This is a genomic window from Dickeya chrysanthemi NCPPB 402 (genome assembly GCF_000406105.1).
Taxonomy (GTDB): domain Bacteria; phylum Pseudomonadota; class Gammaproteobacteria; order Enterobacterales; family Enterobacteriaceae; genus Dickeya; species Dickeya chrysanthemi.
Genome location: NZ_CM001974.1, coordinates 3,978,891 through 4,002,505 on the forward strand (window position 1 = coordinate 3,978,891; position 23,615 = coordinate 4,002,505).

Here is a 23,615-nt window from a genome sequence, read left to right on the forward strand (position 1 = left end):
ATCCTGCTTAAACTAGGAAATTTTCCCGGTTTTCGTCGATTCGGGAAAAAAAAGTGAAGCGAATCACGCGACGTCGGTCGTGGCGCGCGGCGACGAAGCCCGCAGGAAAGGCAGCAACAACAGCGCAGAAATACCGCCGGCTACGGCGATCACCGCAAAAAAACCGGTCCAGTGCCACACATCCATAATGCGTGCCAGTGGCCAGCCGGACAGCGACGCCCCCAGATAGGCGAACAGGCCGACAAACCCGGTGGCGGCACCGGCGGCGTCCTTGTGAGAGCACTCCGCGGCCGCCATGCCTATCAGCATTTGCGGGCCAAAAACGAAGAATCCGGTAGTGAAAAAGCAGGTTGCCTGCATCACATAGCTGGCAAACGGCATCAGCCACAGCGAACCGACGGACAGCAAAATGCCGGCGGCGAAAATCAGGTTCATCGGGCCGCGATTGCCGTTAAACAGTTTGTCCGAGCCCCAGCCGGCGACCAGCGCGCCGATAAATCCACCCAGTTCAAACATGGTGACCGCCGAGTTAGCGGTCACCAGGTCAACCCCCAGCGTTTCCGACATATAGAGGTTACCCCAGTCATTGATGGCGGCGCGCACCACATACACCAGCACGTAGCTGCAAGCCAACAACCAGATGTACGGATTGGCGAACACATATTTGTGCAGGATTTCCCGCCGCGATAACCCGGCCCCCTCCTGCTGTTGGGCGATCTCCAGCGCATCGTTACGCCATTCCCCCACGCTCGGCAGGCCGAGCGTCTGCGGTTTATCACGCAGCCGCCAGCATAAAAACAACCCGGCGACGATCGCGAGCGTTCCGGCAATCATCATGCCGACGCGCCAGCCGTAATGCAGCGCCGCCGCTCCCACTACCATCGGGATCAGCGCTCCGCCTACGTTATGCGCCGTGTTCCACAACGCCCACCAGCTACCGCGTTCGCTGCGCGAATACCAGCTGGTGAGTAACCGGGCGCATACCGGCGCGCCCCAGCCCTGAAAGAAAGCGTTCGCCATCCACAATACGGCGAACGCCCACAACGACGAGGAAAAACCGAACAGAATGTTCACCACGCCGGTCGCCAGCAGCCCGATCCCCATAAAGTAACGGGCATTAGAGCGGTCGCTCACGATCCCCGAAAGGAATTTAGACGCCCCGTAGGTGACGTAAAACAATGTGGCCAGCAGCCCGATATCGGTACGCACCATCAACCCGCTGGCGAGAATTTCCGGTACTGCGGCGTTAAAACTTTTGCGAGTAAAGTAAAACAGCGCATACCCCAAATACAGCGTAATCAGGATATGGCGGCGCCAGTAGCGATAGGTATCGTCAATCGTTTGACGGTCAGTCAACGGCGGCACATCGGCAGGGATATTCAGAAAACGAATGGTCGGAAAAGGCATCACGACTCCTTGCCGGCAGGCAGCGGCAGGCTGACGGCTAAACGGGTACCGTGGGTACAGGAAAGTTGCAGGGTGCCGCCCAGCGCCGTGACGCGCTCACGCATCCCAATCAGGCCAAAACCTTGCGAACCGGAGCCCGGCGGCAGCCCACCGCCATCATCCTCGATCACCAGCATCAGCCGCCCATCTTCATCCTGTTGCCAGGCTTGCAGCATCACCGCACTGGCGTTGGCATGTTTCACGATATTATTCAGCCCTTCCTGACAGACGCGAAACAGCGTGACCCTCAGCCCTTCGCTGAGGGACGTTTCGTCGATATGCCAGGTAATATGACTGACGATACCTTGCGCCTCCAGCTCCATCTCACGCATTAAAGAGCGCACCGCCTGCTCCAGCGTGAGATCGTCAAGTTGGCGCGGGCGCAAGCGCCCCATCAGCCGACGCACCGAGTCATACACGCTCAGCGATAATTGCTCGATGAGCGCGCTGCTCTGCTGCACATTGCGGCTTTCCGGCGCTTGTCGCTGGAGAATGCCCGCCTGCGTGCGAATGGCGGTTATCGTCTGGCCGATATCGTCGTGCAGTTCACGTGCGACGTCGCGCCGCACGTACTCTTCCGTCTCCAGCAAGCGCTCCGCCAGACGACGATTGCGCGCCAGTTGGTTTTGTAGCGACAGGTTAAGCTCGCGCAGCCGCTGAATACCCGCGCCGAGCAACAGCCCGGTCAGGCTTTGCGCCAGCAGCGAGAGCAATAAATCGACCGGATGTTCATGCCAGGTCTGGCTGGCAATCAGCGCAATCGCATTCATCAGTGTGGCGATCAGCGCCCCCTGCCAGCCATAGTGCCAGGCGAGCGCAATAATCGGCAACGCCAGACAAAACGGGGTAAAACGCGCAAGTTCCGACGGTAGCCCCAGTTGTAGCCATAAACTCACCACAAACAACAGCAGATACCACAACAAGTGTCGCCCGCGCCAATCCACCGGCTGGGAAACCAGCGATGGCCCGAGCGGCAGCCAGGTCGAGCTGGACAGATAGTGCCAGATAAGCAAACACGTGGGCGAAAGCGTCAATCCGCCGGTCAGCGTCAACAGCAGCACGGTGAGCGCCTCTTCGCGATGACTGAGCCACGGCAGAGATTGCAGCAACGCCGCGGCAATCAACGCGCCGCCTTGCAACAGTAACGTATGCCAGTCATCCCGCCGCGACCGCCGGGATGCCAGCATCACCGGCAGCAGCGCCAGCAGACTTCCCACCAACAGCAACGGCAGATTCGCCAGCGCCACTTCCTTCGCCAGCCAGATAAGCAGCAGCCATTCACTCACCAGCAGCACCGGCCAGAAACGACGCGGGGATTGCAACATCAATCCCAACCGCAGACCGAAGGGAAACAGCAACGCAGCCAGATCCGGGCGGGCGACCAGATGCAGGCTGATGCTCCACAGGCAAAACCAGGCGGCACAGAAGATAAAACAACTGGCGAAGGCGGCGATCAGCCGGGTAGCAATCGGGCGCATTACCAACCATCAAACATGCGGCGGGCCAATTCCACGTCATTGCTGACGCCCAGTTTTTCCATCAGGTTGGCACGGTGAACATGGACCGTTTTCGGCGATAATCCCAGCTCAGCGGCGATGGCTTTCACCGCCATCCCCTGCGCCAGCTTTTCCGCCACCTGCCGCTCGCGGCGGGTCAGCGGATCCCGGCGGCCTGACGCCAGTTTCAGGGCGATATCCGGCGTGAGATAACAGCCGCCGCCCGCCACCGTACGCACGGCCGCAATCAGCTCATCCGGGCTACAGCGCTTGGAGAGAAAGCCGCGCGCCCCGGCGTTCAGCGCCTGTTCAATCAGCGCCGGGCTGTCATGCACCGACAGCATAATCACCGCCATGCCCTTAGGCAGTTGACAGAGCAGTTCGAGCCCTGAACAGTCGGGCATCGAGATATCGCAGATACAGACCTGTACCCCCCGTCCCGGCAACCCCACGAGCGCGTCGCGCCCGGAACCGAACTCGCCCACTATCTGCATGTCGGGCTCAAGCCCCAGCAATTGGGCAAAACCGGAGCGAACAATAAGGTGATCATCAATCAGGGCAAGGGTAATCATGGTTGAACCTGGGATAACCGGGAGGCGTTTTACCTTAACGTTAAGGCCAAATCGGTTCAAGCGCTGAACCCTCACCCGACGTTTTTATATAGAAAGGTGTGAAAAACAGCACAGGATAGCCGACGTTGCCGCCAACATAACGTGACGGCGAGAAACACAACCGGCTGGCGAAGAGAAGAAGATGGTCTGCACGAAAACAGCGGGTCTCGGCAGGCCAATCACGTTCGCGGACCAGGTCACGATCAAAGCAGCGAACGATGAAACGCCGACGCTTCCTGAGCCAGCGCATCCAGGTGAGCGCGGATCAGATTGATTTTCTGCAACAATGGATTACGTTCCGGGGATTCATCCATCATGTTGACCCGGGTAACCAACTCATTGATTCTGGAGCACAAATCCGCCTCGCGCTGGCGGGCCTGCACCAGTTGCAGATGAAGGTGCTGGTAGTCGCGCTGCCAAATCTGTTGCTGTCGGCTAACACTGGCTTCCAGCGCCTGCAATGCGCTTTCCAGCCGTGCTTCCAACTCTTCGATACACATAGGGGTTCCTTCGCTGATGTACCTTCGCGGAAATAACCTGCGGATTATAATGACAGTCCCGCGCGACAACAAATGCCGCGCAGGGCTGCTTTGCCGGTCAATTCCGGGTTTTTACCGCACGCAACACAACGAATTTCGCATTACTGGCAACATTTTCACCATTGCCGAACAATCGCTTCAGCTTGTGGAAATAGTCCAGATGGCGGTTGCCGACAATCCGTAACTCGCCCCCTACCGTCAGGCAGCGGCGCGCATCGAGGAACATCTGCCAGGCAATATCATCGGTTATCGCCTGCTGCTGATGAAACGGTGGATTACACAATACCGCTTGCTGGCTATCCGGCCCGACGCCCGCCAGCGCATGGTTCACCACAAAGCTGCTGCGCGCCATGTCCTGCGGTCGGTTGTCTTCCACATTGCGCCGACTGGACGCCACCGCCATATAGGACTCGTCGAAAAAGCTGACGTACGCCTGTGGGTTCAACGCCAGCGCGGTCAGACCGATAACGCCGTTGCCGCAGCCCAGATCGACAATTTTACCGTCTAGTTGCTGCGGCAGATGCTGCATGAAAAAACGTGCGCCGATATCCAGCCCGCTGCGCGCAAACACATTGGCATGGTTGTGAATGCGATAACCGTGAAGGGGGCTATCGGTATCGTCCAGCGGCCACACCGTCAGCTGCGGTTTTTCATCCTGCGCATCCCTCGCGCGCGCTTGAGGCTGGCAGTGAATCAACCTGGCTTTTTTCCAGGCCAGCGAGGTACGGGTCGGCCCCAGAATCTGCTCGAACAGTTGCAGCGTGGAGGTGTGGATATCGCGCGCTTTGGCTCCGGCGATGACCACGGTTTGCGACGTCACCACGTTGCGCAGTTGACGCAACTGATGCTCCAGCAACGCCAGCGTTTTCGGCACTTTCAACACCACCAGCGCGGGCGCGTCCGGCAACGGCGCCAGGCTGTCCAGCAACGTGACCGAATCCGGCGCGTAACCATTAAGCGCCAAATTGTGCCGGGTCGCTAATTGGCTGAGATACGAATCGCTGATGCAATAAGGCGCCTGCGCCTGTAAACCACAGGCCAGCGTACCGAACGCGTCGTTGAAAATCAGTTGGGGGCCGGGTCCGATCGGCAGCGTAGCCAACTCCCGTAGCAGATATTCATCCGCTGCTTCCCATGCCTGCAACGATGACTCGCGCTCGGACTGTGGATAACGGACCAACGTCAGGCTATGTGTTTCCAGAAAAAGTTGGCTCATGGCCTCTCCTGCAATACAAAATCTGGCGCTGTTTATCCCTTAAAACGGCGTCGCAGTAAATGCTTTTCCTGCTGTTCGTTCGGCCGGCCGCCGATTCTCTGCGATGACGAGCGCTAACGGCGTGCTTCCTGCCGAAACGGCAAACAGACTAGACCAGCGGAATTATTTGACCCTGTACAAAAACTCCCCTATCTTTGGGACTGCAAAGGGGAGTAACTTCTCGCTGGTCAATCGTCATTACAGTGCAGCCGCACTCGGTTACCAGGCAACCTTAATGACTCTATCCACATTAAGTTGTAAGTGAGACCTTGCCAGAAGGCGAGGTCTATTTGCAGCTTAATAGCAAACGGCCTGTGCCTTCTGACACAGGCCGTTTTGTTTTCTTAATTGATGAAAGAGCCGGTGCGTTCACCTGCATGAGACAGGCTCTAAGGGATACTGTTATGGTAACAATAGGTACTCCGCTGCTGTGGGGCAGCTTCGCAGTGATTGTCGTCGTCATGTTGGCGATTGACCTGTTTTATCAGGGCAAAAAAGGCTCTACCGTGATGACATTCAAACAGGCCGCGGTCTGGTCGCTGGTTTGGGTTTCGCTCGCCGTGTTGTTCAACGCCGGTTTCTGGTGGTATCTCAGCGGCACCATGGGTCGTGAAGTGGCGGATGCCCAGGCGCTGGCGTTCTTTACCGGTTACCTGATTGAAAAAGCGCTGGCCGTCGACAACGTGTTCGTCTGGCTGATGCTATTCAGTTATTTTGCCATCCCCGCCCAGTATCAGCGCCGGGTACTGATTTACGGCGTCTTGGGTGCCATCATACTGCGAACCATCATGGTGTTTGCCGGTAGCTGGCTGGTTTCCCAGTTCCAGTGGCTGCTGTACCTGTTTGGCGCGTTCCTGCTGCTCACCGGCCTCAAAATGGCATTGGCGAAAGCGGACGACACCGCCATCGGCGATAAACCGGTGGTCCGCTGGCTGCGTAGCCGCCTGCGAATGACCGACGACCTGCACGGCGAGCACTTCTTTATTCGTCAGAACGGGCTGCTGTACGCCACGCCGCTGTTTCTGGTGCTGGTGATGGTGGAAATCAGCGACGTTATCTTCGCTGTAGACAGCATTCCGGCTATTTTCGCCGTCACCACCGATCCGTTCATTGTGCTGACGTCAAACCTGTTCGCCATTCTGGGGTTACGCGCCATGTATTTCCTGCTGGCGGGCGTCGCGCAGAAGTTCTCTATGCTGAAATACGGGCTGGCGGTAATCCTTGTCTTTATCGGTATCAAGATGATGCTGATCGATCTCTTCCACATTCCCGTCGCCATTTCGCTCAGCGTCGTTGCGACTATCTTGCTGGCGACCATCCTGATCAATATCTGGGTTAACCGTCGCGCCGGACGTTAATCCGACGTACGCCCCGCCGCAAGGCGGGGCATTTTTCTCAAGCGCTTTTGGTCTCAGGCGCTTTTGGTGGAGGATTGCGGCTCATCCACCCTGAACGGGTCGATACCGTTACGCTGCATACGCCAGAAGCGGATGATATTGAACCCGTTGATCACCAGAAAACTGGCTTCAATCAACGAACCGCCGATCGACCCCAGCCAGATGTTATGCATCACCCACAGCGCGGTCGAACACCAAATAATGCAGCGCATAATCAGCCCGTGTGCGCGAAACAGCGCCCAGGTACTGCACACCGTGCCGATGATCGGCAACAGTTCCATCGGGTGTTTCACCCCCGGCAAGCCAAGCGCCAGCGTCAGCGCAATAAACACGAACATCACCACGATACTGCTGGTTTTCAGGGTAATCAGGGTACGGCCTGAGTTCAGTAAGGCGCTGACTCCCGCCGCATTCGCTCCCATCAGGAAGAAATGGCAAGCGATAACCGCGCTATAGACGGAGAGCTGGATTTTGAATTTTTTTTCATTGCGGTTGAAAAACATGGTGATACCGACCATAAAGGCCAGTACGCCAACAGCCTGGGCAAATACGTAAGATGTCATGATTCCCGCCTTAAAGCGCCGTTACGAAAAAACGGCGTTCAAAATAATGAAACGCCGTTTTATTTTATGTGAAATCGTTTGGGTTTACAACGCCAGGCTTATAACGATCAGTTTTATAAAGTCACGCCACTCTTAAATATTGCCAGTTCACGAAAGTCGTTGATCTCGTTTTTCGCCAGTTTGCCGTTGGCGATATCGACGATCAGATCGACAAACTGCGACAGCAGCTCATCCATCGACACACCATGAATCAGGCGGCCGGCGTCAAAGTCGATCCAGTGCGGTTTCTTCTGCGCCAGTTCAGTGTTAGTCGCCAGTTTTACCGTCGGTACAAAACCGCCGTAAGGCGTGCCGCGGCCAGTACTGAACAACACCATATGGCACCCTGCCCCGGCCAGCGCACTGGTGGCGACGGCATCGTTACCTGGCGCGCTCAGCAAATTCAGCCCCGGCGTATGCAAACGCTCGCCGTACTTGAGCACATCCACCACCTGGCTCTGCCCGGCTTTTTGGGTACAGCCGAGTGATTTCTCTTCGAGCGTCGTGATGCCGCCCGCTTTATTGCCCGGCGATGGGTTCTCGTAAATCGGCTGGTTATGTTCAATGAAATACTGTTTGAAATCATTGACCATATGCACGGTTTTCTCGAATGTGCTCTCATCGCGGCACCGGCTCATCAGAATACGTTCGGCACCGAACATTTCCGGTACTTCGGTCAGCACCGTCGTGCCGCCGTTGGCGATGAGGTAATCGGAGAAACGTCCCAGCAGCGGGTTGGCGGTAATGCCGGACAGCCCATCAGAGCCACCGCACTCCAGACCAAACTTCAGTTCGCTGAGTTTGCCCGCTTCGCGCTTGTCATCGCGCATCACCTGATACAACTGGTGCAAATGCGCCAGCCCGGCTTCCACTTCATCTTCCTGCTGCTGACAGATCATGAAGTTGACGCGTTCGGCGTCGAATTCGCCCAGCGTGTCGCGGAATGCGGACACCTGATTGTTCTCACATCCCAGGCCAATCACCAACACGGCGCCGGCGTTCGGGTGGCGTACCATGTTTTGCAGCATGGTACGGGTGTTTTCGTGGTCCTGCCCCAGTTGGGAACAACCGAACGGGTGCGTAAACAGATAAACGCCGTCGATGCCTTCCGCGTTATTGGTTTCCTTGAGGAAACGCTGCTGGATCTGACGGGCGATCCCGTTAACGCAACCGACCGTCGGCAGGATCCACAGTTCGTTGCGGATCCCGACGTCGCCGTTGTTACGACGGTAGACCTGCACCTCGCGATCCGCCATCTGTGCCGGCAGACGGATGAATTCCGGCTGATATTGGTACTCATCCAGATCGCTCAGATTGGTTTTGGCGTTCTGAGAGTGAATGTGCTCGCCGGCGGCAATCGCCGCCAGCGCATGACCAATCGGCAAACCGTATTTCACGATCATCTCGCCGGACGCAATCGGCCTGAGAGCGAACTTATGCCCGCGCGCCACCGGCTGCGGCAACGTCAGGGAGATATCGCCAACCGATACCGCGTCATCCTGCGCCAGATCGCGCAGGGCAACAGCGACATTGTCCAGTGAGTGAATTTTGATGATGCTCTGCATGGATAAGACCTTATGCGATTAGCAATAACCCGCTAACGCGTCGCGCATACCGCGCTCGACGATAGCCTGCAGTTGTTCGGTGACCAACGCCGCCAGACCCGGCACCTGCGTCAAATCCTGCTCCCAGTGCTCTGCATCGCTCAGCACGGCGTTCACCACCTGCGCCAGCGACGTGGTGCCGGCGCGCACGCCGCCCCACAGCACTTCGTAACGCTCCAGCCAGTGAGCGTCGTCCTGCAACGGGTAACGATCATCATTGCGTTCGCCGCGATAAAACGCGATCAACGCCGCCAGCGCAAAAGTCAGGCGTTTCGGCAACACGCCGTGGCGTTCACGGTAAGTCAGCAACTGCGGCAGAATGCGGGTACGGAATTTGGTCATGCCGTTCAGGGCGATAGACAGCAATTGATGCTGAATAAACGGGTTTCTGAAACGGCTCAGTACCGCCTCGGCAAATGACATCAGCTCGTCATGCGGCAGATCCAGCACTGGTACTATCTCTTCGGCAATGGTGGTTTCGACAAACTTACCAATCTGCGCATCGTTCATGGATTCGCCCACAGTATCCAGACCCGCCAAAAACGCTACCGGCACCAGCGCGGTATGGGCGCCGTTCAGGATCGCCACTTTGCGTTCTTTGTAAGGCTTGATATCGTCGACAATGCGCACGTTCAGCGTCAGTTTGTTCAGGTGCAGCTCTTCCGCCAGCCACTGCGGCCCCTGGATCACAAACAGATAGAAGTACTCGGCGGTATCCAGAAAGGTGTCCTGATAACCCAGTTCCTGTTGCAACGCATCGACTTCATTACGCGGATAACCGGTGACGATGCGGTCCACCAGCGTCGAGCAGAAGGTATTGTGCTCGTTCAACCAGGTGGTGAACGCCGCCGGCAATGCCCACTGAGCGGCATAACGCAGCACCAGCTCTTTCAGTTTTTCACCGTTGTAGTCAATCAACTCGCACGGCAACAGCACCCAGCCTTTATCGGCGGCACCGTTAAAATGGTTGAAACGCTCAAACAACAGGCGGGTCAGTTTCGCCGGGAAGCTGGCCGGCGGCGTGTCAGTCAGTTGGTCTTCGGCATGGTAGCTAATACCGGCTTCCGTGGTGTTGGAAAACACGAAACGGATGTTGGCGTCATGCGCCAGCGCCAGATACTCGTCAAACTGGCGGTACACATTGATTTCACGGTTAACAGAGCGGATCAGGCGCGGCTCGCGCACCGCTTCGCCTTGTTCGTTCAGGCCGCGAATAATAGTGGTATACAGCCCATCCTGAGTATCCAGCGCGGGCGGGAAATCGGTATCAATCGGACGAACCACCACGATACCGGCATCCAGACTGGTATGTTCATTCAACAGATCCAGTTGCCAGTCAATAAAGGCGCGAAGGAAATTGCCTTCGCCAAATTGGATGACGCGGTCAGGGTGACGACGGCCAGGAAAATCACGACGATTCAGCGTTTGCATTAACAAGCTACCTTAGAACACGACACTTCGGGACAAACGCCAGTCAGTACAATCGTCAGCCGGTACAATCGTCAGATGATTACGACAGCGTCAGGTCAGCACGACAGCGTCAGGGCGGCGGATTCAGCACCCTGCGCCAACCCGAAATCACAACATTGACAGACGGGCCAGTGACGGCGCCCGCCCTCCCTTTTCTTATATACCCGTCATACTTCAAGTTGCAGGTATGTTGGCTGCCCTTACTCACCCCGGTCACTTACTGATGTAAGCTCCCGGGGATTCCCTCGGTTGCCGCCTTCCTGCAACTCGAATTATTTTTGGTATAACTCGATGCCGAAATAGTTTTTGGCGTTATCGAAACAGATATTTTTCACCATCTCGCCCAGCAACGGCAGGTCGCCCGGCGCTTCGCCGTCTTCCACCCAACGGCCGATCATCTGGCACAGGATGCGACGGAAATATTCATGACGGGTGTAGGACAGGAAGCTGCGGCTGTCGGTCAACATACCGACGAAGCGGCTCAGCAGGCCCAGTTGCGCCAGTTGCGTCATCTGACGTTGCATACCGTCTTTCTGGTCGTTGAACCACCAGCCGGAGCCGAACTGCATCTTGCCCGGCATCCCTTCACCCTGGAAGTTACCGATCATGGTGCCCAGCACTTCGTTATCACGCGGGTTCAGGCAATACAGGATGGTTTTCGGCAGCAGATTTTCTTCATTCTGCTTGCTGAGCAGGCGGGATAGTTCCTGCGCCATCGGGCGGTCGTTGATGGAATCAAAGCCCACATCCGGCCCCAACAGGTTGAACTGACGCAGGTTGTTGTTACGCAACGCGCCGATGTGATACTGCTGCACCCAGCCGCGGCGCGCATATTCAGCGCCCAGCCACACCAGTACCGCGGTTTTGAACTGCGCCACTTCGTGTTCGCTCAAGGTCGCGCCGGACAGGCGGCGAGCCAGAATGCCATCCAGTGTGGCTTCATCTGCGTCGGCGTACAGTACGACGTCCAGCGCGTGGTCGGACACTTTACAGCCGTGCGCGGCAAAGTGGTCCAGACGTTTGGTCAGCGCGGCCTGCAGATCGCTGAAACGGCGAATATCGGTATCGGAGACTTCACCGAGTTTCGCCATGTAATCGTTAAAGGTCGCCAGTTCGATATTAAAGGCTTTGTCCGGACGCCAGCTCGGCAGCACCTTGATAGAGAAGGTTTTATCCTGAGCAACCGCTTTGTGGTGCAACAGGTCGTCGATCGGATCATCGGTGGTGCCGACCATTTTCACGTTCATCTGCTGCATGATGCCGCGCGCGGTAAACTCGTCGCGCTCCAGCAGGGCATTGGCACGGTTCCAGATGTCTTTAGCGGTAGACGGCGACAGCAGGGTGCCGGTGATGCCGAACGGGCGGCGTAGCTCCAGATGCGTCCAGTGATACAGCGGGTTGCCGATGGTATGCGGTACGGTGGCGGCCCAGGCATCGAATTTCTCCCAGTCGCCGGCATCGCCGGTACAGAAACGTTCCGGTACGCCGTTAGTGCGCATGGCACGCCATTTATAATGGTCGCCCTTCAACCAGATGTCATACAGGTTTTTAAAACGATAATTTTCGGCAATCTGCGCAGGCGGCAAATGGCAGTGATAATCAAAAATCGGCTGATCTGCTGCAAATTCATGGTACAGCCGACGGGCAAACTCAGTATCCAACAAAAAATCTTCACTTAAAAACTGGGGCATGTTCGCTTCCTCACACTACATTCGCCAACCAAATGCGGTCACGCTTACAAAGGTATCACACCAATTATCGACAATAACCTACATCATTAGTGAGGTCATGATCGCAAAAATGACAGAAATCGCTTTCAATTACACCATTTTTACGCTTCCGACTCATCATATAGCCCTGTTACCGACCGAATTATTTTATTCCCCAATAAAATAATGGTTTTGTGATATCACTCAACTTTTAAATTGGTATGACAAATTATTGTAGCGCTGCCTGATGAGGGGATTCAATCTCAATATCGTCAACAAGATTGGTATTACCACCGGAAAACAATAACGCGCGGCGGGATCGTCGTCGCAGCCCGCCAGTTGTGCCCAGCGGCAGGGCAACCGGCCAGGCGGCAACTCCCGCAGGTTTTGACCGGGGCACAGAGGTGCCCCGTCACTTTCGGCGTGGTCTACACCTACTACCGCAGACGGGTTACCGGCACTGCCGTGGTAATTAAACTCGGAGAGATATTTAACATGTTCAAGATCAAAGGCTTGCGCTGGTACATGATCGGACTGGTGACCATCGGTACCGTTCTGGGCTACCTGACGCGTAACGCAATTGCCGCAGCGGCGCCCACACTGCAGGAACAGCTCCATATCAGTACTCAGCAATACTCCTATATCATTGCGGCCTATTCAGCCTGCTACACCATCATGCAGCCTGTTGCCGGTTATGTGCTGGATGTACTGGGTACCAAAGTGGGTTACGCCATGTTCGCCATCCTGTGGGCACTGTTCTGTGCCGGCACAGCGCTGGCTAACAGCTGGGGCGGCCTGGCGGTAGCGCGCGGCGCGGTAGGGATGGCGGAAGCGGCCATGATCCCCGCCGGTCTGAAAGCCAGCAGCGAGTGGTTCCCGGCCAAGGAACGTTCTGTTGCGGTGGGTTATTTCAACGTTGGCTCATCGATTGGCGGCATGTTGGCTCCGCCGCTGGTCGTCTGGGCGATTATGGCGCACAGCTGGCAAATGGCGTTCCTGATCACCGGCGCACTGAGCCTGGTTTGGGCACTGTGCTGGCTCTACTTCTACAAGCATCCGAAAGATCAGAAAAAACTCAGCACCGAAGAACGCGAATATATTCTGAGCGGTCAGGAAGCACAGCATCAGGCCGGCAACGCCAAGAGAATGTCCGCCTGGCAGATTCTGCGTAACCGTCAGTTCTGGGGCATCGCGTTGCCGCGCTTTCTGGCAGAACCGGCCTGGGGTACGTTCAACGCCTGGATCCCGCTGTTCATGTTCAAGGCCTATGGCTTTAACCTGAAAGAAATCGCCATGTTCGCCTGGATGCCGATGCTGTTTGCCGACCTCGGCTGTATCCTCGGCGGCTACATGCCGATGCTGTTCCAGAAGTACTTCAAAGTGAACCTGATAGTCTCCCGTAAACTGGTCGTGACGCTGGGTGCGTTGTTGATGATCGGCCCCGGCACCATCGGCCTGTTCACCAGTCCGTATGTGGCTATCGCCCTGCTGTGCGTCGGCGGCTTTGCCCACCAGTCCTTGTCCGGTGCGCTGATTACACTGTCTTCCGATGTATTCGGCCGTAATGAAGTCGCCACCGCCAATGGTTTGACCGGGATGGCCGCCTGGACCGCCAGTACGCTGTTTGCTCTGGTCGTCGGCGCTCTGGCCGACACCATCGGCTTCAGCCCGCTGTTCGCCGTACTGGCTATCTTTGACTTGCTGGGCGCGGTCGTTATCTGGACGGTACTGAAAAACAACCCGGTTTCCGAAGAGGGCGACAAAGGCGCAGACCTGAAAGCCGCACAGCAGCACTGACAGACAAATTTCTGCTTCACGCCCTTCATCCGGTATCATAAGGTACCGGATGAATCATTTCTTCCGGCCAGGCGACAACAGCTAACTGTGACATGGGTGTTGGTCGCCACTTGTTGTAGGTGGTATAACAAATTTATTCTGATTATCATTCTATATACCCAAGCAGTTCGAGTTGCAGGACAACATGCTCGCGTTTTGAATACAACCCATAGCGCGAGGGCCCTTTACAGATTCAGGTAAGAAAGCCATCGCACCTGCAACACGACCTCTGACGGGTATGTTACCGAAACATCATAACGGGATAGACACAGTGACGCGCATGGCCTCAGGGAGCGTCATCTATCTTAAGAGCAGGCATCATGGCACTGACAGAATCGAGGCGGCTCTACCAGCAACTGGCCGCAGAATTGAAGCAACGTATTGAGAACGGCGTTTATCCGGTTGGAGACAAGTTGCCGGCCGAACGCAATATTTCCGAAGAAATGAACGTCAGCCGCACCGTAGTACGCGAAGCGATCATCATGCTGGAAGTGGAAGGCTATGTGGAAGTGCGCAAAGGTTCCGGCATTCACGTCATATCCAACCAACAGCGCCACCTGCTGGCCGCTAACGGCAGCGACGCCGACTTCCTCACCGCCGGGCCGTTTGAATTGCTGCAGGCTCGCCAGTTAATAGAGAGCAATATCGCCGAATTCGCCGCCACTCAGGTCACCCGGCAGGATATTATCCAACTGATGGAAATTCAGGAGAATGCCCGTCAGGAAGACCGTTTCCGCGATTCTGAATGGGATCTCAAATTCCACGTACAGGTTGCGCTGGCGACCCAAAACTCGGCGATGGCAACCATCGTGGAAAAAATGTGGAGCCAGAGAATCCACAACCCTTACTGGCGCAAACTGCACGAACATATCGATGACAAGTCGATCGAAAGCTGGTGTGAGGACCATGACCAGATCCTTAAAGCGCTGATCCGTAAAGATCCCTATGCCGCCAAATTGGCGATGTGGCAACACCTGGAAAACACCAAACAGATGCTTTTCCGCGCCACCACCGATGATTTCGAATTTAACGTCGATCGTTACATGTTTGCCGAAAACCCGGTTGTCCATCTGGACCATATCACCAACGGCAAGCTCTGATTTATTCCCCGTCTTTCACGCCTGTTGCCCCCACCTTTCGGGGGCAAAAAAAGTCATCCAACGTCGAGTTCTGTCAGAAAGTGTAAAATATGACGGCAATCACACTGTTTTCCCAATAAACAGGTCGTTACACGTTTTCAGAACGTGATATTTTCCTATCTCGCCTTCATGGCTTTTGTTACAGTTAGGACACTTTTTTTACGCTTAATTACTGGAAGAACGACCTGACCGTTAAAAAACGGAAAGGAATAATGCCGACCAGGAAAAATGCCCTGAAAAGAATAAGTACGCCTCGGCAGCTAAACTTCGGGCAGAAAAACTCTGTTCGTCTCCGTGGTTATCAGCGTAAACAGGACATGCCATCGGCCATACACTGACAATGACATCACCCGACCTCACACTCATTCGGGTTGCAGCACAGAGCCATCGCGTTAGACAGGTAACGCCGATAGCGCACCTGCAAGCTGGAATAAAGAGTACAGGGCAGACATGTGAAGGAGCACACCACCCGATGTTCAGCAATAATAGCTCTGCGTACCTGACTTGCCAGGATGTCGTTGACTGGCAGCAGGTTCCCAGCGTGGTTTCTCCAACGCCGTAGTAGTACAGGAACACCAGATGGATATCATTAAAGAACTTTTGTATGCGCTCTGGCACCAGAATTTTGATGTCCTGGCCAATCCCAAACTGGTCTGGACGATTTACCTGTTGCTGTTTTTTATTCTGTTTCTGGAAAACGGCCTGCTACCCGCCGCATTCCTGCCCGGCGATAGCCTGTTGCTCCTGGTCGGCGTGTTGGTCGCCAAAGGCACCATGAGTTATCCGTTCACGATTGCCCTGTTAACCACCGCCGCCAGTCTCGGCTGCTGGGTGAGTTACCTACAAGGAAAATGGCTTGGCAACACACGAATTGTGCAGGGATGGCTGGCACATCTTCCCTCACACTACCACCAGCGTGCACACCAGCTATTCCATCGTCATGGGCTATCGGCGTTGTTGATTGGCCGTTTTCTGGCTTTCGTACGGACCCTGTTGCCGACTATTGCCGGGCTGTCCGGGCTGAACAACGCGCGTTTTCAGTTCTTCAACTGGATGAGCGGTTTTTTGTGGGTCATCATTTTGGTTTCCCTGGGTTTTGCTCTCGGTAAAACCCCTGTATTTCGCAAATACGAAGACCAATTGATGTCCTGCCTGATGCTGTTGCCACTGGTATTGCTATGCGTTGGATTGGTCGGCTCGCTGCTGGTATTCTGGCGCAGAAGGCGAATGATGGCGCGTGAAAAAAGGAATTGATTGATGCTTAGGAAGCCCTTCATCTGGCGTGCACTGTTGCACCTGCTTCCACTGGCGGTGTTACTGCTGACCATGTCGTCGCAACGTCTGCCGGACGAAGTGATGCTGCACATCACTCCGTTGCATCAGGGTGCTTCGTTGCCGGATGGCTTCTACATCTATCAACGTCTTAACGAACGGGGTATCGCCATCAAGAGCATTACCCCGGAAAACGACAGTATTATTGTAAGGCTGTCTTCACCTGAACAAGGCGGCGCAGCCAAAGAAATACTGAGCACCGCACTACCCAATGCCATTGTGATTGCTCAACGCATCCATGGCGCCACACCGGTTGCCAGAAGCTGAGGCCCAACCAAGGGCTTCGTTCGGGTTTGCCGACGGCTCCCATTTTTGCTCCCTTACCCACTCGTTATTCAAAAATCTCCCGGATATCCGCAGTTTTTCCGTTAATTAAAAAAGAATCTTGCCGTGGGTTATCGGAATTATCCGTAACGATTACGCTAACAAAGATGAAAATCTGCACTATAGTTAACACGACGATTAGTTAACACTATGATTCATCAAATAAAGGAGTGTTCACATGGCACAAGAATCCGATACCGAACATCTGCGCGCAGAACTGCGCTCTCTGGGAGATACACTGGAAGAGGTGTTACGTTCCTCCGGCGATAAATCCAAAGCAGAACTGGAAAAACTGCGTGATAAGGCGGAAACCGTACTGAAAGAATCACGCGAGCGGCTGAATGACACCGGCGAGCGTATTACGGCTCAAGCCCGTGAAGCGACCCAATGTGCCGATAGCTTCGTGCGTAAAAACCCGTGGACCGGGGTAGGTATTGGTGCGGCGGTCGGCGTAGTGCTGGGTTTATTGCTGGCTCGCCGCTAACGTATGGCGACTGAATCGCAACGTCAGGGACCTGGCCGTTCGGCAGTGTCTACCGTGCAACGTATTCTCGCCCTTCTGGTCGGCATAGCGGAAACACGCCTCAGACTGGTGGTGGTAGAACTGGAGCAGGAAAAAAACCTGCTCATTCAGTTGCTGTTGATGGTAGGGCTAACCCTGCTATTCACTGCTTTTGGCCTGGTCGGCCTGATTGTACTGATCCTGTGGAGCCTTGACCCGGCATTACGCCTGACAGCACTATGCTGGATCACCGCCGCCTTGTTTGCACTGGCACTATTCGGCGCACTGTGGACGCTAATACGACTGCGTCGCTCCACGTTATTGCGGGATACCCGCAAAGAACTGGCGGCAGACCGAGCACTGCTGGAGGACGAATCCAAATGAACCGCCGTCAGCGGCTGGCTGCCGAAAAGGAACAATTGTTAAGCCGGATCCAACAGCAACGGCTGACGCTGGTCGCTGAGAAAAAGCGCTGGCTGGAGATTACCGCGCCTTGCGATGAGTACTGGCGAAAATGGGCGCACATACGCCGTTATCTGCCGTTACTCGCACCAGCCGTCACCATTGTGGGGCTACGCCATCCACGCCGGCTGGTCAGGTTTGTACGCAAAGCCGCTAGTGTATGGAGTGCGGTAAAACTCATACGCGCCACATTATCGCCAGCGTCACGCCAGCCGCGCTAATACGCCGTTTTACGCTTTTTGCCCACAATCGCCGATTAAGCGCCGCTTTTTACCTGTATACCCGTTACCGTTATACCCGTATTGCTCTCCCTCTCTACCGAGTCGACGAAACAGACGCCGCTTCAGTGCGTCCACAAGGACCATAGTCAATTTTTCTGACAAAAAACAACAATTTTACTCGCTGGTTTCTGCACGCATCCGCCCCTAGTATTTCCCCATCGGTTACACAAACGTTTAGACAAGCCACCGCCGGATGCGCCCTTAGCGATTCTTGATCCGGCCGCAAACACACTACTGGAGATATTGATGAAAAATTTTGAGAACGCTCTGCTGATGGTTGCTCGTATCCTGCTGCCAATCCTGTTTATCGTTGCCGGTTATGGCAAACTCGGCGCTTCCTACGCCGCAACCCAGCAATATATGCAAGCAATGGGCGTTCCGGGCGCACTGCTGCCGTTAACCATTCTGTTGGAACTGGGCGGTGGTCTGGCTGTTCTTTTCGGCTTCCTGACTCGTACGACTGCGATCATTACCGCGATTTTTACCCTGTTGACCGCATTCGTCTTCCACTCTGATTTTTCTCAGGGCGCCAACTCGCTGATGTTCATGAAAAACCTGTCTATCGCCGGTGGTTATGTACTGCTGTTCGTTACCGGCCCAGGCGCGTTCAGTATCGATCGTCTGCTGAACAAAAAATGGTAATAACAGTCTGAATAATTGGTTCAGTAACACAACCTGATTATCTCATGGCGGTCAGCGGCATGCTGTTGACCGCCATCGTTATCATTCCGGGAGGACCTGGCTATGGGATTGTTGGTTGACGGCGTATGGCATGACACCTGGTATGAAACCCAGTCATCCGGCGGACATTTCAAGCGACCGCAAACATACTTCCGCAGTTGGATCACCGCCGATGGTGAAGCCGGCCCCACTGGCCATGGCGGCTTCAAAGCAGAAGCCGGCCGTTACCACCTGTATGTATCGTTGGCTTGCCCTTGGGCTCATCGCACTTTATTACTGCGTAAACTCAAAGGGCTGGAGCAACACATTGATATTTCGGTCGTTCACCCGCTGATGCTGGACTACGGCTGGACATTCTCCACTGATTTCCCTCACGCCACCGGCGACACGCTCTATCAGCACGAATTTCTGTATCAGTTGTATCTGCACGCTAAAGCGGATTACAGCGGGCGCGTGACCGTTCCGGTGCTCTGGGACACTCAGCAGCATACGATTGTCAGTAATGAATCGGCGGATATCATCCGTATGTTTAACAGCGCCTTCGACGATTACAGCGCCACGCCCGGCGATTACTACCCGCAAGCGCTGCGGGAACAGATTGACGAACTCAACGAGTGGATTTACCACCAGGTTAACAATGGCGTCTATAAAGCCGGTTTCGCCACGACCCAGCAGGCTTATGACGAATCCGTCGGGCTGGTGTTTACCGCTCTGGACAGGCTGGAAACGATCCTCGATAGACGGCGCTATCTGGCTGGCGATCGCCTCACCGAAGCCGATATCCGTTTGTGGACGACGTTGATCCGCTTTGATCCGGTCTACCATACCCATTTCAAATGCGACAAACGCCGGATAAGCGATTATCCGAATCTGTATGGTTATCTGCGTGAAATTTACCAGTTACCGGGCGTATCCGACACAGTGGATCTGGGTCATATCCGCCACCACTACTACCGTAGTCACGGCACCATCAATCCCCACGGCATCATCTCCATCGGGCCCGACATGGACCTGAACGCACCACACGAGCGGGATAAGCGTTACCCGTAAGCGGGTATGAATCACAGCAAACGGGTTGCACGCCGAACAACGCCGTCGATTGATTTCAGCCAACCGAGGCGGTGTTATGCGGCGGCGACATGCCGCTTCAAAGCGAGTTGAATGCGCGTGGTATCTCGCGCAAAAACCACGCCTTAGCTTCGCCCATGCTGTCGCGTCGCCATGCCATGATGATTTGGGCTTCGATGCTATTTTCCGGGCTAACGACCCGCAAGCGCCCTTCGGCGATATCCTGCGCCACACGCTCGTACGGTATAGTCGCCACCCCTAAACCAGCCAGTAGCGCCCGCCGCTTGTCATCCATTGAACTTACGGTCAAACGAGGCTGTTTATCCAGTAACTGCACCGTGAGGACGGGGCGTTCGCGAGCGGTATCCGCAATCGCGATGCCGCGATATTTCACACGTGTTACCTCTGATAACGGTTCAGGTTCATTATGGATAGGGTGATCCGGGCTGGCTACGTACACATTCTTCATGGAATATAATTTGCGGGTGTTGATTTCCGAAGAGGCGCGAAAGTGCATATCCGGCGAGATAACGATATCCGCACGACCTTGTTCAAGCCGCTCCCATGCGCCTGCCAGCACCTCAGTCAGTAATGACACCTGGGTATTGGCTTTCAGCGACAGTTTATCTATCAGAGCGAACAACGGCTCCATAGGCACCAACGCCTCCACCACGATGGTCAGGTGGGTTTCCCATCCTCGCGCCAGCGCTTCGGCATCCGTAGTCAACTTGTCGGCTGCTTCCAGCAGAATGCGCCCCCGCTCAAGCAGCATTCGCCCAACATTGGTGAATTTGGTGCGATGGCCGGAACGATCAAACAGCACGACATCCAGCTCATCCTCCAGTTTCTGCATGGTATAACTCAGAGCGGAAGGCACTCGTCCCAGTTCATCAGCAGCAGCGGCAAAACTACCCCGGCGATCGATAGCGTCCATGACTCTTAAAGCTTCCAGGGTTAATGCCCGTTCTTTTGCCATTTTTTCACTCATTCAGGATTTTTGAACGTACCGACCAGATTAACTGGCTAACAATCCATCGTCCAGACAATTACTATCGCTTTATCAATAATTATCAGGGTCGAATACCATGATCATTAGCAGAGCAGCAGAACAATGCGGCCAGGCTGACTATGGCTGGTTGCAGGCACGCTACACATTTTCTTTCGGTCATTACTTTGATCCTGATCTCCTGGGTTTTGCCTCGCTGCGGGTCCTCAATCAGGAAGTACTGGCTCCAGGTGCCTCTTTTCAGCCAAGGACCTATCCCCGCGTCGATATTCTGAACGTGGTGCTGCAAGGTCACGCTGAATACCGCGACAGCAACGGCAATCATACCCGCGTCAAAGCCGGTGAAGCGCTTCTGCTCGCCACTCAACCCAATATCAGCTACAGCGAACACAATATCAGCGATGATACGCCACTAACCCGGCTACAGTTGTGGCTGGACGCCTGCCCTACGCGGGAAAACCAGTGCACGCAGCGGCTGAGGCTGGAAGACGAGCGCCCTTATCAGTTACTGGCATCGCCGGATGAATCGGCCAATGCCCTCCATCTGCGTCAACAGGTCTGGATCCATCATTTGAATCTGGCAGCAGGCGAACAACAGAACCTGACGCTGAATGGCAACCGTGCTTACCTGCAATCGATTTACGGTTCGCTGCGTATTAATGGGAATACCGCGGCGATACCGAGTGTATTGCACTGTGGCGACGGCGCTTTCGTTCAGCAGGAAAACAGCCTTATTGTCCAGGCGGAAACCGCCGCACGGGTATTGCTGATCGATCTGGTGGTTTAGCTCGCGGTAAACCCCGTCGGAATGCAGCAAGGTGACCATGCGTCAGAAAACTACCCTATGGTACTGGGTTTTATGACGAAACAGGGCGCCAGCGCAACCTTGAGGCAGCTATCTCGGTGTTTTTATCCAGTCATGATAATATGCCGACATAATTTCACACTCGCTTCAGGGTTACTGCAATGGATTCAACCAATCCGGACAAACTTGTTGCCCAGGCTGAACAGCTTTGCCAACAACGCAATGTGCGTCTGACGCCCCAACGTCAGGAAGTGTTGCGTTTGATGGCCCAGCAACCCGGTGCGATCAGCGCGTATGACCTGCTGGACCTGCTCCGCGTTTCCGAGCCTCAGGCCAAGCCGCCTACGGTGTATCGCGCATTGGATTTTCTGCTGGAACAAGGCTTTATCCACAAGGTGGAATCCACCAACAGTTATGTACTGTGCCACCATTTTGAAGAGCACAGTCATACGTCGGCGTTATTTATCTGCGATCGCTGTGGGCAGGTAACGGAACGTCAGACGGAAGGTGTGGAAGAAACACTGCATCAACTGGCCAAACAAGCGGGCTTTGCCCTGCGCCACAGCGTGGTGGAAGCTCACGGCTTATGCGGCGAATGCCAAAAAGTGGAATCCTGCGAACATCGGGATAGTTGTAATCACGATCACAGCATCATTGTGAAAAAGCGCTGAACCGAAGAAAAACGGAACACATATAAAAAACGCTGAGTGTGAAGCGTTGCTTCACACTATTCATCCTGAATGCATTATCTCCCTGAATACCTCCGCTCCTGGACACATCGTCTTCCGTTGTATCAATACCCTTTCGGTACCATCAGCCCAGTTACTGATAAAACCGGGAGATTAAGGTGCCATCCAGACAGAGTGAACACCGGTGTAGACGATGTACAGCAGCGACAACCAAGGGCGGGAACAAAGCGTCAGCTCCAGTCGCTGTTGCGGATTACGCCAACCGCCAACCCTTCGATGGAGAAACTCTGTTCGCGTAAATCGACCACTATCGGCGCAAAATCTTTATTTTCCGCCAGCAGTTGTACCACATTACCCTGTTTCTTCAGCCGTTTAACCGTCACTTCATCTTCTATACGCGCCACCACCACCTGGCCGTTACGCACATCCTGCGTCTTATGCACCGCCAGCAGATCGCCGTCCAGAATACCGATGTCTTTCATCGACATCCCGCTAACCCGCAACAGAAAATCCGCACTCGGCTTGAACATCGCCGGGTCAACCTGATAGTGACATTCAATATGTTGCTGCGCCAACAACGGCTCGCCGGCGGCAACGCGACCGATGAGCGGCAGCCCCTGGTCTTCTTCTTCCATCAATAGACGGATACCACGGGAAGCGCCCGTGACAATTTCAATCACGCCTTTACGGGCCAGCGCCTTGAGATGTTCTTCGGCGGCGTTCGGCGAGCGAAAGCCAAGCTGACTGGCAATTTCAGCCCGGGTGGGCGGCATACCGGTTTGTGAAATATGATCGCGAATCAGATCATAAACCTGCTGTTGTCTGGTTGTTAGCGCTTTCATTCCGCCCCCTGTTTGTTTATACAGTTTCGCTGTGAGTATATACAGGGAAAGTGCCGATGGGAACCGTGATATGGCTATTGCGAGGATTTTTCTACGATTCTGCAAAACATCACGCAAAATGACTCCACAGTATTCCCCCCCACACCGTCGCCGCCAACAGGCAGGCGACGAATACTGCCGCCGAGCCAATATCTTTTGCCCGGCCCGACAGCTCGTGGTAGTCCATACCGACGCGATCCACCACCGCTTCGATGGCGCTATTCACCAGTTCAAACAGCACGATCAGCACCACAGAACCGATTAACAGCAACCGTTCCACCATTGAAACCGGAAGCCAGCAGGCAATAATAACGGCGACAACCGTGAGCAATGATTCCTGGCGAAATGCCGCTTCATGCCGCCACGCCTGCTTCAATCCTTGCAGCGAATAACCCGCTGCTTTGATAATGCGGGTTATTCCGGTTGTTTTGTTCATGCTTACTCCGCCTTTTAATTTTTGATTGGCCACGATTTTAACGC

The 23,615-nt window shown here is 54.9% G+C and carries 24 protein-coding genes; 12 read left to right on the top strand and 12 right to left on the bottom strand.

Annotation, left to right across the window (positions count from 1 at the left end; translation table 11 throughout):
• Positions 1-63 precede the first annotated feature (63 nt).
• The 5 genes from uhpC to rlmG all read right to left on the bottom strand — a co-directional run bounded on the left by uhpC (position 64) and on the right by rlmG (position 5,308).
• Positions 64-1,407 carry an MFS transporter gene (gene uhpC, locus DCH402_RS17540; protein ID WP_040002502.1) on the bottom strand — a complete coding sequence of 448 codons (1,344 nt, stop codon included), beginning with the start codon at positions 1,405-1,407 and terminating at the stop codon, positions 64-66.
• Positions 1,407-2,924: a signal transduction histidine-protein kinase/phosphatase UhpB gene (gene uhpB / locus DCH402_RS17545; protein ID WP_040002503.1), complete on the bottom strand. Its 1,518-nt coding sequence runs from the start codon at positions 2,922-2,924 to the stop codon at positions 1,407-1,409. The genes uhpC and uhpB overlap by 1 nt, the downstream gene beginning before the upstream one ends.
• Positions 2,924-3,514, bottom strand: a complete 591-nt coding sequence (uhpA, locus tag DCH402_RS17550) for a transcriptional regulator UhpA (RefSeq protein ID WP_040002504.1) — start codon at positions 3,512-3,514, stop codon at positions 2,924-2,926. The genes uhpB and uhpA overlap by 1 nt, the downstream gene beginning before the upstream one ends.
• 242 nt (positions 3,515-3,756) lie before the next feature.
• Positions 3,757-4,053, bottom strand: coding sequence for an MbeD/MobD family mobilization/exclusion protein (locus DCH402_RS17555; protein ID WP_027713141.1), 297 nt, complete (start codon positions 4,051-4,053; stop codon positions 3,757-3,759).
• Positions 4,054-4,150: 97 nt separating this feature from the next.
• The gene (rlmG, locus tag DCH402_RS17560; protein ID WP_040002507.1) at positions 4,151-5,308 is read right to left on the bottom strand and encodes a 23S rRNA (guanine(1835)-N(2))-methyltransferase RlmG; all 1,158 of its coding nucleotides are present in this window, start codon (positions 5,306-5,308) and stop codon (positions 4,151-4,153) included.
• Between the two features lie 443 nt (positions 5,309-5,751).
• Here rlmG and DCH402_RS17565 point away from each other — a divergent pair, with 443 nt between their 5' ends.
• On the top strand, positions 5,752-6,705 hold the full coding sequence (locus DCH402_RS17565; protein ID WP_040002509.1) for a TerC family protein: 954 nt from the start codon (positions 5,752-5,754) through the stop codon (positions 6,703-6,705).
• 53 nt (positions 6,706-6,758) lie between these two features.
• Here the strand turns inward: DCH402_RS17565 and DCH402_RS17570 are convergent, their stop codons facing one another.
• The 4 genes from DCH402_RS17570 to uxaC all read right to left on the bottom strand — a co-directional run bounded on the left by DCH402_RS17570 (position 6,759) and on the right by uxaC (position 12,111).
• Positions 6,759-7,307, bottom strand: coding sequence for a YgjV family protein (locus DCH402_RS17570; RefSeq protein WP_027713144.1), 549 nt, complete (start codon positions 7,305-7,307; stop codon positions 6,759-6,761).
• Positions 7,308-7,420: 113 nt separating this feature from the next.
• The gene (locus tag DCH402_RS17575) at positions 7,421-8,911 is read right to left on the bottom strand and encodes a UxaA family hydrolase (RefSeq protein ID WP_040002511.1); all 1,491 of its coding nucleotides are present in this window, start codon (positions 8,909-8,911) and stop codon (positions 7,421-7,423) included.
• An 18-nt stretch (positions 8,912-8,929) separates the two neighbouring features.
• A complete protein-coding gene (locus DCH402_RS17580) occupies positions 8,930-10,381 on the bottom strand; it encodes a tagaturonate reductase (protein WP_040002512.1) in 1,452 nt (483 codons plus the stop codon).
• A 311-nt stretch (positions 10,382-10,692) separates the two neighbouring features.
• Entirely contained in the window at positions 10,693-12,111 is a 1,419-nt protein-coding gene (gene uxaC, locus DCH402_RS17585) for a glucuronate isomerase (protein ID WP_040002513.1), read from the bottom strand.
• A 513-nt stretch (positions 12,112-12,624) separates the two neighbouring features.
• Here uxaC and DCH402_RS17590 point away from each other — a divergent pair.
• The 9 genes from DCH402_RS17590 to DCH402_RS17630 all read left to right on the top strand — a co-directional run bounded on the left by DCH402_RS17590 (position 12,625) and on the right by DCH402_RS17630 (position 19,736).
• On the top strand, positions 12,625-13,926 hold the full coding sequence (locus DCH402_RS17590) for an MFS transporter (RefSeq protein ID WP_040002515.1): 1,302 nt from the start codon (positions 12,625-12,627) through the stop codon (positions 13,924-13,926).
• Between the two features lie 359 nt (positions 13,927-14,285).
• A complete protein-coding gene (exuR, locus tag DCH402_RS17595; protein ID WP_015847841.1) occupies positions 14,286-15,065 on the top strand; it encodes a transcriptional regulator ExuR in 780 nt (259 codons plus the stop codon).
• A gap of 618 nt (positions 15,066-15,683) precedes the next feature.
• Positions 15,684-16,358, top strand: coding sequence for a DedA family protein (locus DCH402_RS17600; protein WP_040002518.1), 675 nt, complete (start codon positions 15,684-15,686; stop codon positions 16,356-16,358).
• Between the two features lie 3 nt (positions 16,359-16,361).
• On the top strand, positions 16,362-16,703 hold the full coding sequence (gene mzrA / locus DCH402_RS17605; protein WP_040002520.1) for an EnvZ/OmpR regulon moderator MzrA: 342 nt from the start codon (positions 16,362-16,364) through the stop codon (positions 16,701-16,703).
• Positions 16,704-16,938: 235 nt separating this feature from the next.
• On the top strand, positions 16,939-17,244 hold the full coding sequence (locus DCH402_RS17610; protein ID WP_040002521.1) for an ElaB/YgaM/YqjD family protein: 306 nt from the start codon (positions 16,939-16,941) through the stop codon (positions 17,242-17,244).
• 3 nt (positions 17,245-17,247) lie between these two features.
• The gene (locus DCH402_RS17615) at positions 17,248-17,646 is read left to right on the top strand and encodes a phage holin family protein (protein ID WP_040002523.1); all 399 of its coding nucleotides are present in this window, start codon (positions 17,248-17,250) and stop codon (positions 17,644-17,646) included.
• A complete protein-coding gene (locus DCH402_RS17620) occupies positions 17,643-17,945 on the top strand; it encodes a YqjK-like family protein (protein WP_040002525.1) in 303 nt (100 codons plus the stop codon). Before DCH402_RS17615 ends, DCH402_RS17620 begins: the two co-directional genes overlap by 4 nt.
• A gap of 306 nt (positions 17,946-18,251) precedes the next feature.
• Positions 18,252-18,647, top strand: coding sequence for a DoxX family protein (locus DCH402_RS17625; RefSeq protein ID WP_040002527.1), 396 nt, complete (start codon positions 18,252-18,254; stop codon positions 18,645-18,647).
• Between the two features lie 102 nt (positions 18,648-18,749).
• Positions 18,750-19,736, top strand: a complete 987-nt coding sequence (locus tag DCH402_RS17630) for a glutathione S-transferase family protein (protein WP_040002528.1) — start codon at positions 18,750-18,752, stop codon at positions 19,734-19,736.
• A gap of 97 nt (positions 19,737-19,833) precedes the next feature.
• Here DCH402_RS17630 and DCH402_RS17635 read toward each other — a convergent pair whose 3' ends face one another.
• Entirely contained in the window at positions 19,834-20,730 is an 897-nt protein-coding gene (locus DCH402_RS17635) for a LysR family transcriptional regulator (protein WP_040002530.1), read from the bottom strand.
• Between the two features lie 109 nt (positions 20,731-20,839).
• On the opposite strand from DCH402_RS17635, the gene DCH402_RS17640 reads away from it, so the two are divergent.
• Together DCH402_RS17640 and zur are read left to right on the top strand one after the other, a co-directional pair.
• Positions 20,840-21,547 carry a pirin family protein gene (locus tag DCH402_RS17640; protein WP_040002532.1) on the top strand — a complete coding sequence of 236 codons (708 nt, stop codon included), beginning with the start codon at positions 20,840-20,842 and terminating at the stop codon, positions 21,545-21,547.
• Positions 21,548-21,726: 179 nt separating this feature from the next.
• On the top strand, positions 21,727-22,236 hold the full coding sequence (zur, locus tag DCH402_RS17645) for a zinc uptake transcriptional repressor Zur (protein WP_015847851.1): 510 nt from the start codon (positions 21,727-21,729) through the stop codon (positions 22,234-22,236).
• Positions 22,237-22,484: 248 nt separating this feature from the next.
• On the opposite strand, the gene lexA is transcribed toward zur, so the two are convergent.
• Positions 22,485-23,096, bottom strand: coding sequence for a transcriptional repressor LexA (lexA, locus tag DCH402_RS17650; RefSeq protein ID WP_040002534.1), 612 nt, complete (start codon positions 23,094-23,096; stop codon positions 22,485-22,487).
• A 109-nt stretch (positions 23,097-23,205) separates the two neighbouring features.
• Positions 23,206-23,571 carry a diacylglycerol kinase gene (locus DCH402_RS17655; RefSeq protein ID WP_015847853.1) on the bottom strand — a complete coding sequence of 122 codons (366 nt, stop codon included), beginning with the start codon at positions 23,569-23,571 and terminating at the stop codon, positions 23,206-23,208.
• Positions 23,572-23,615 lie beyond the last annotated feature (44 nt).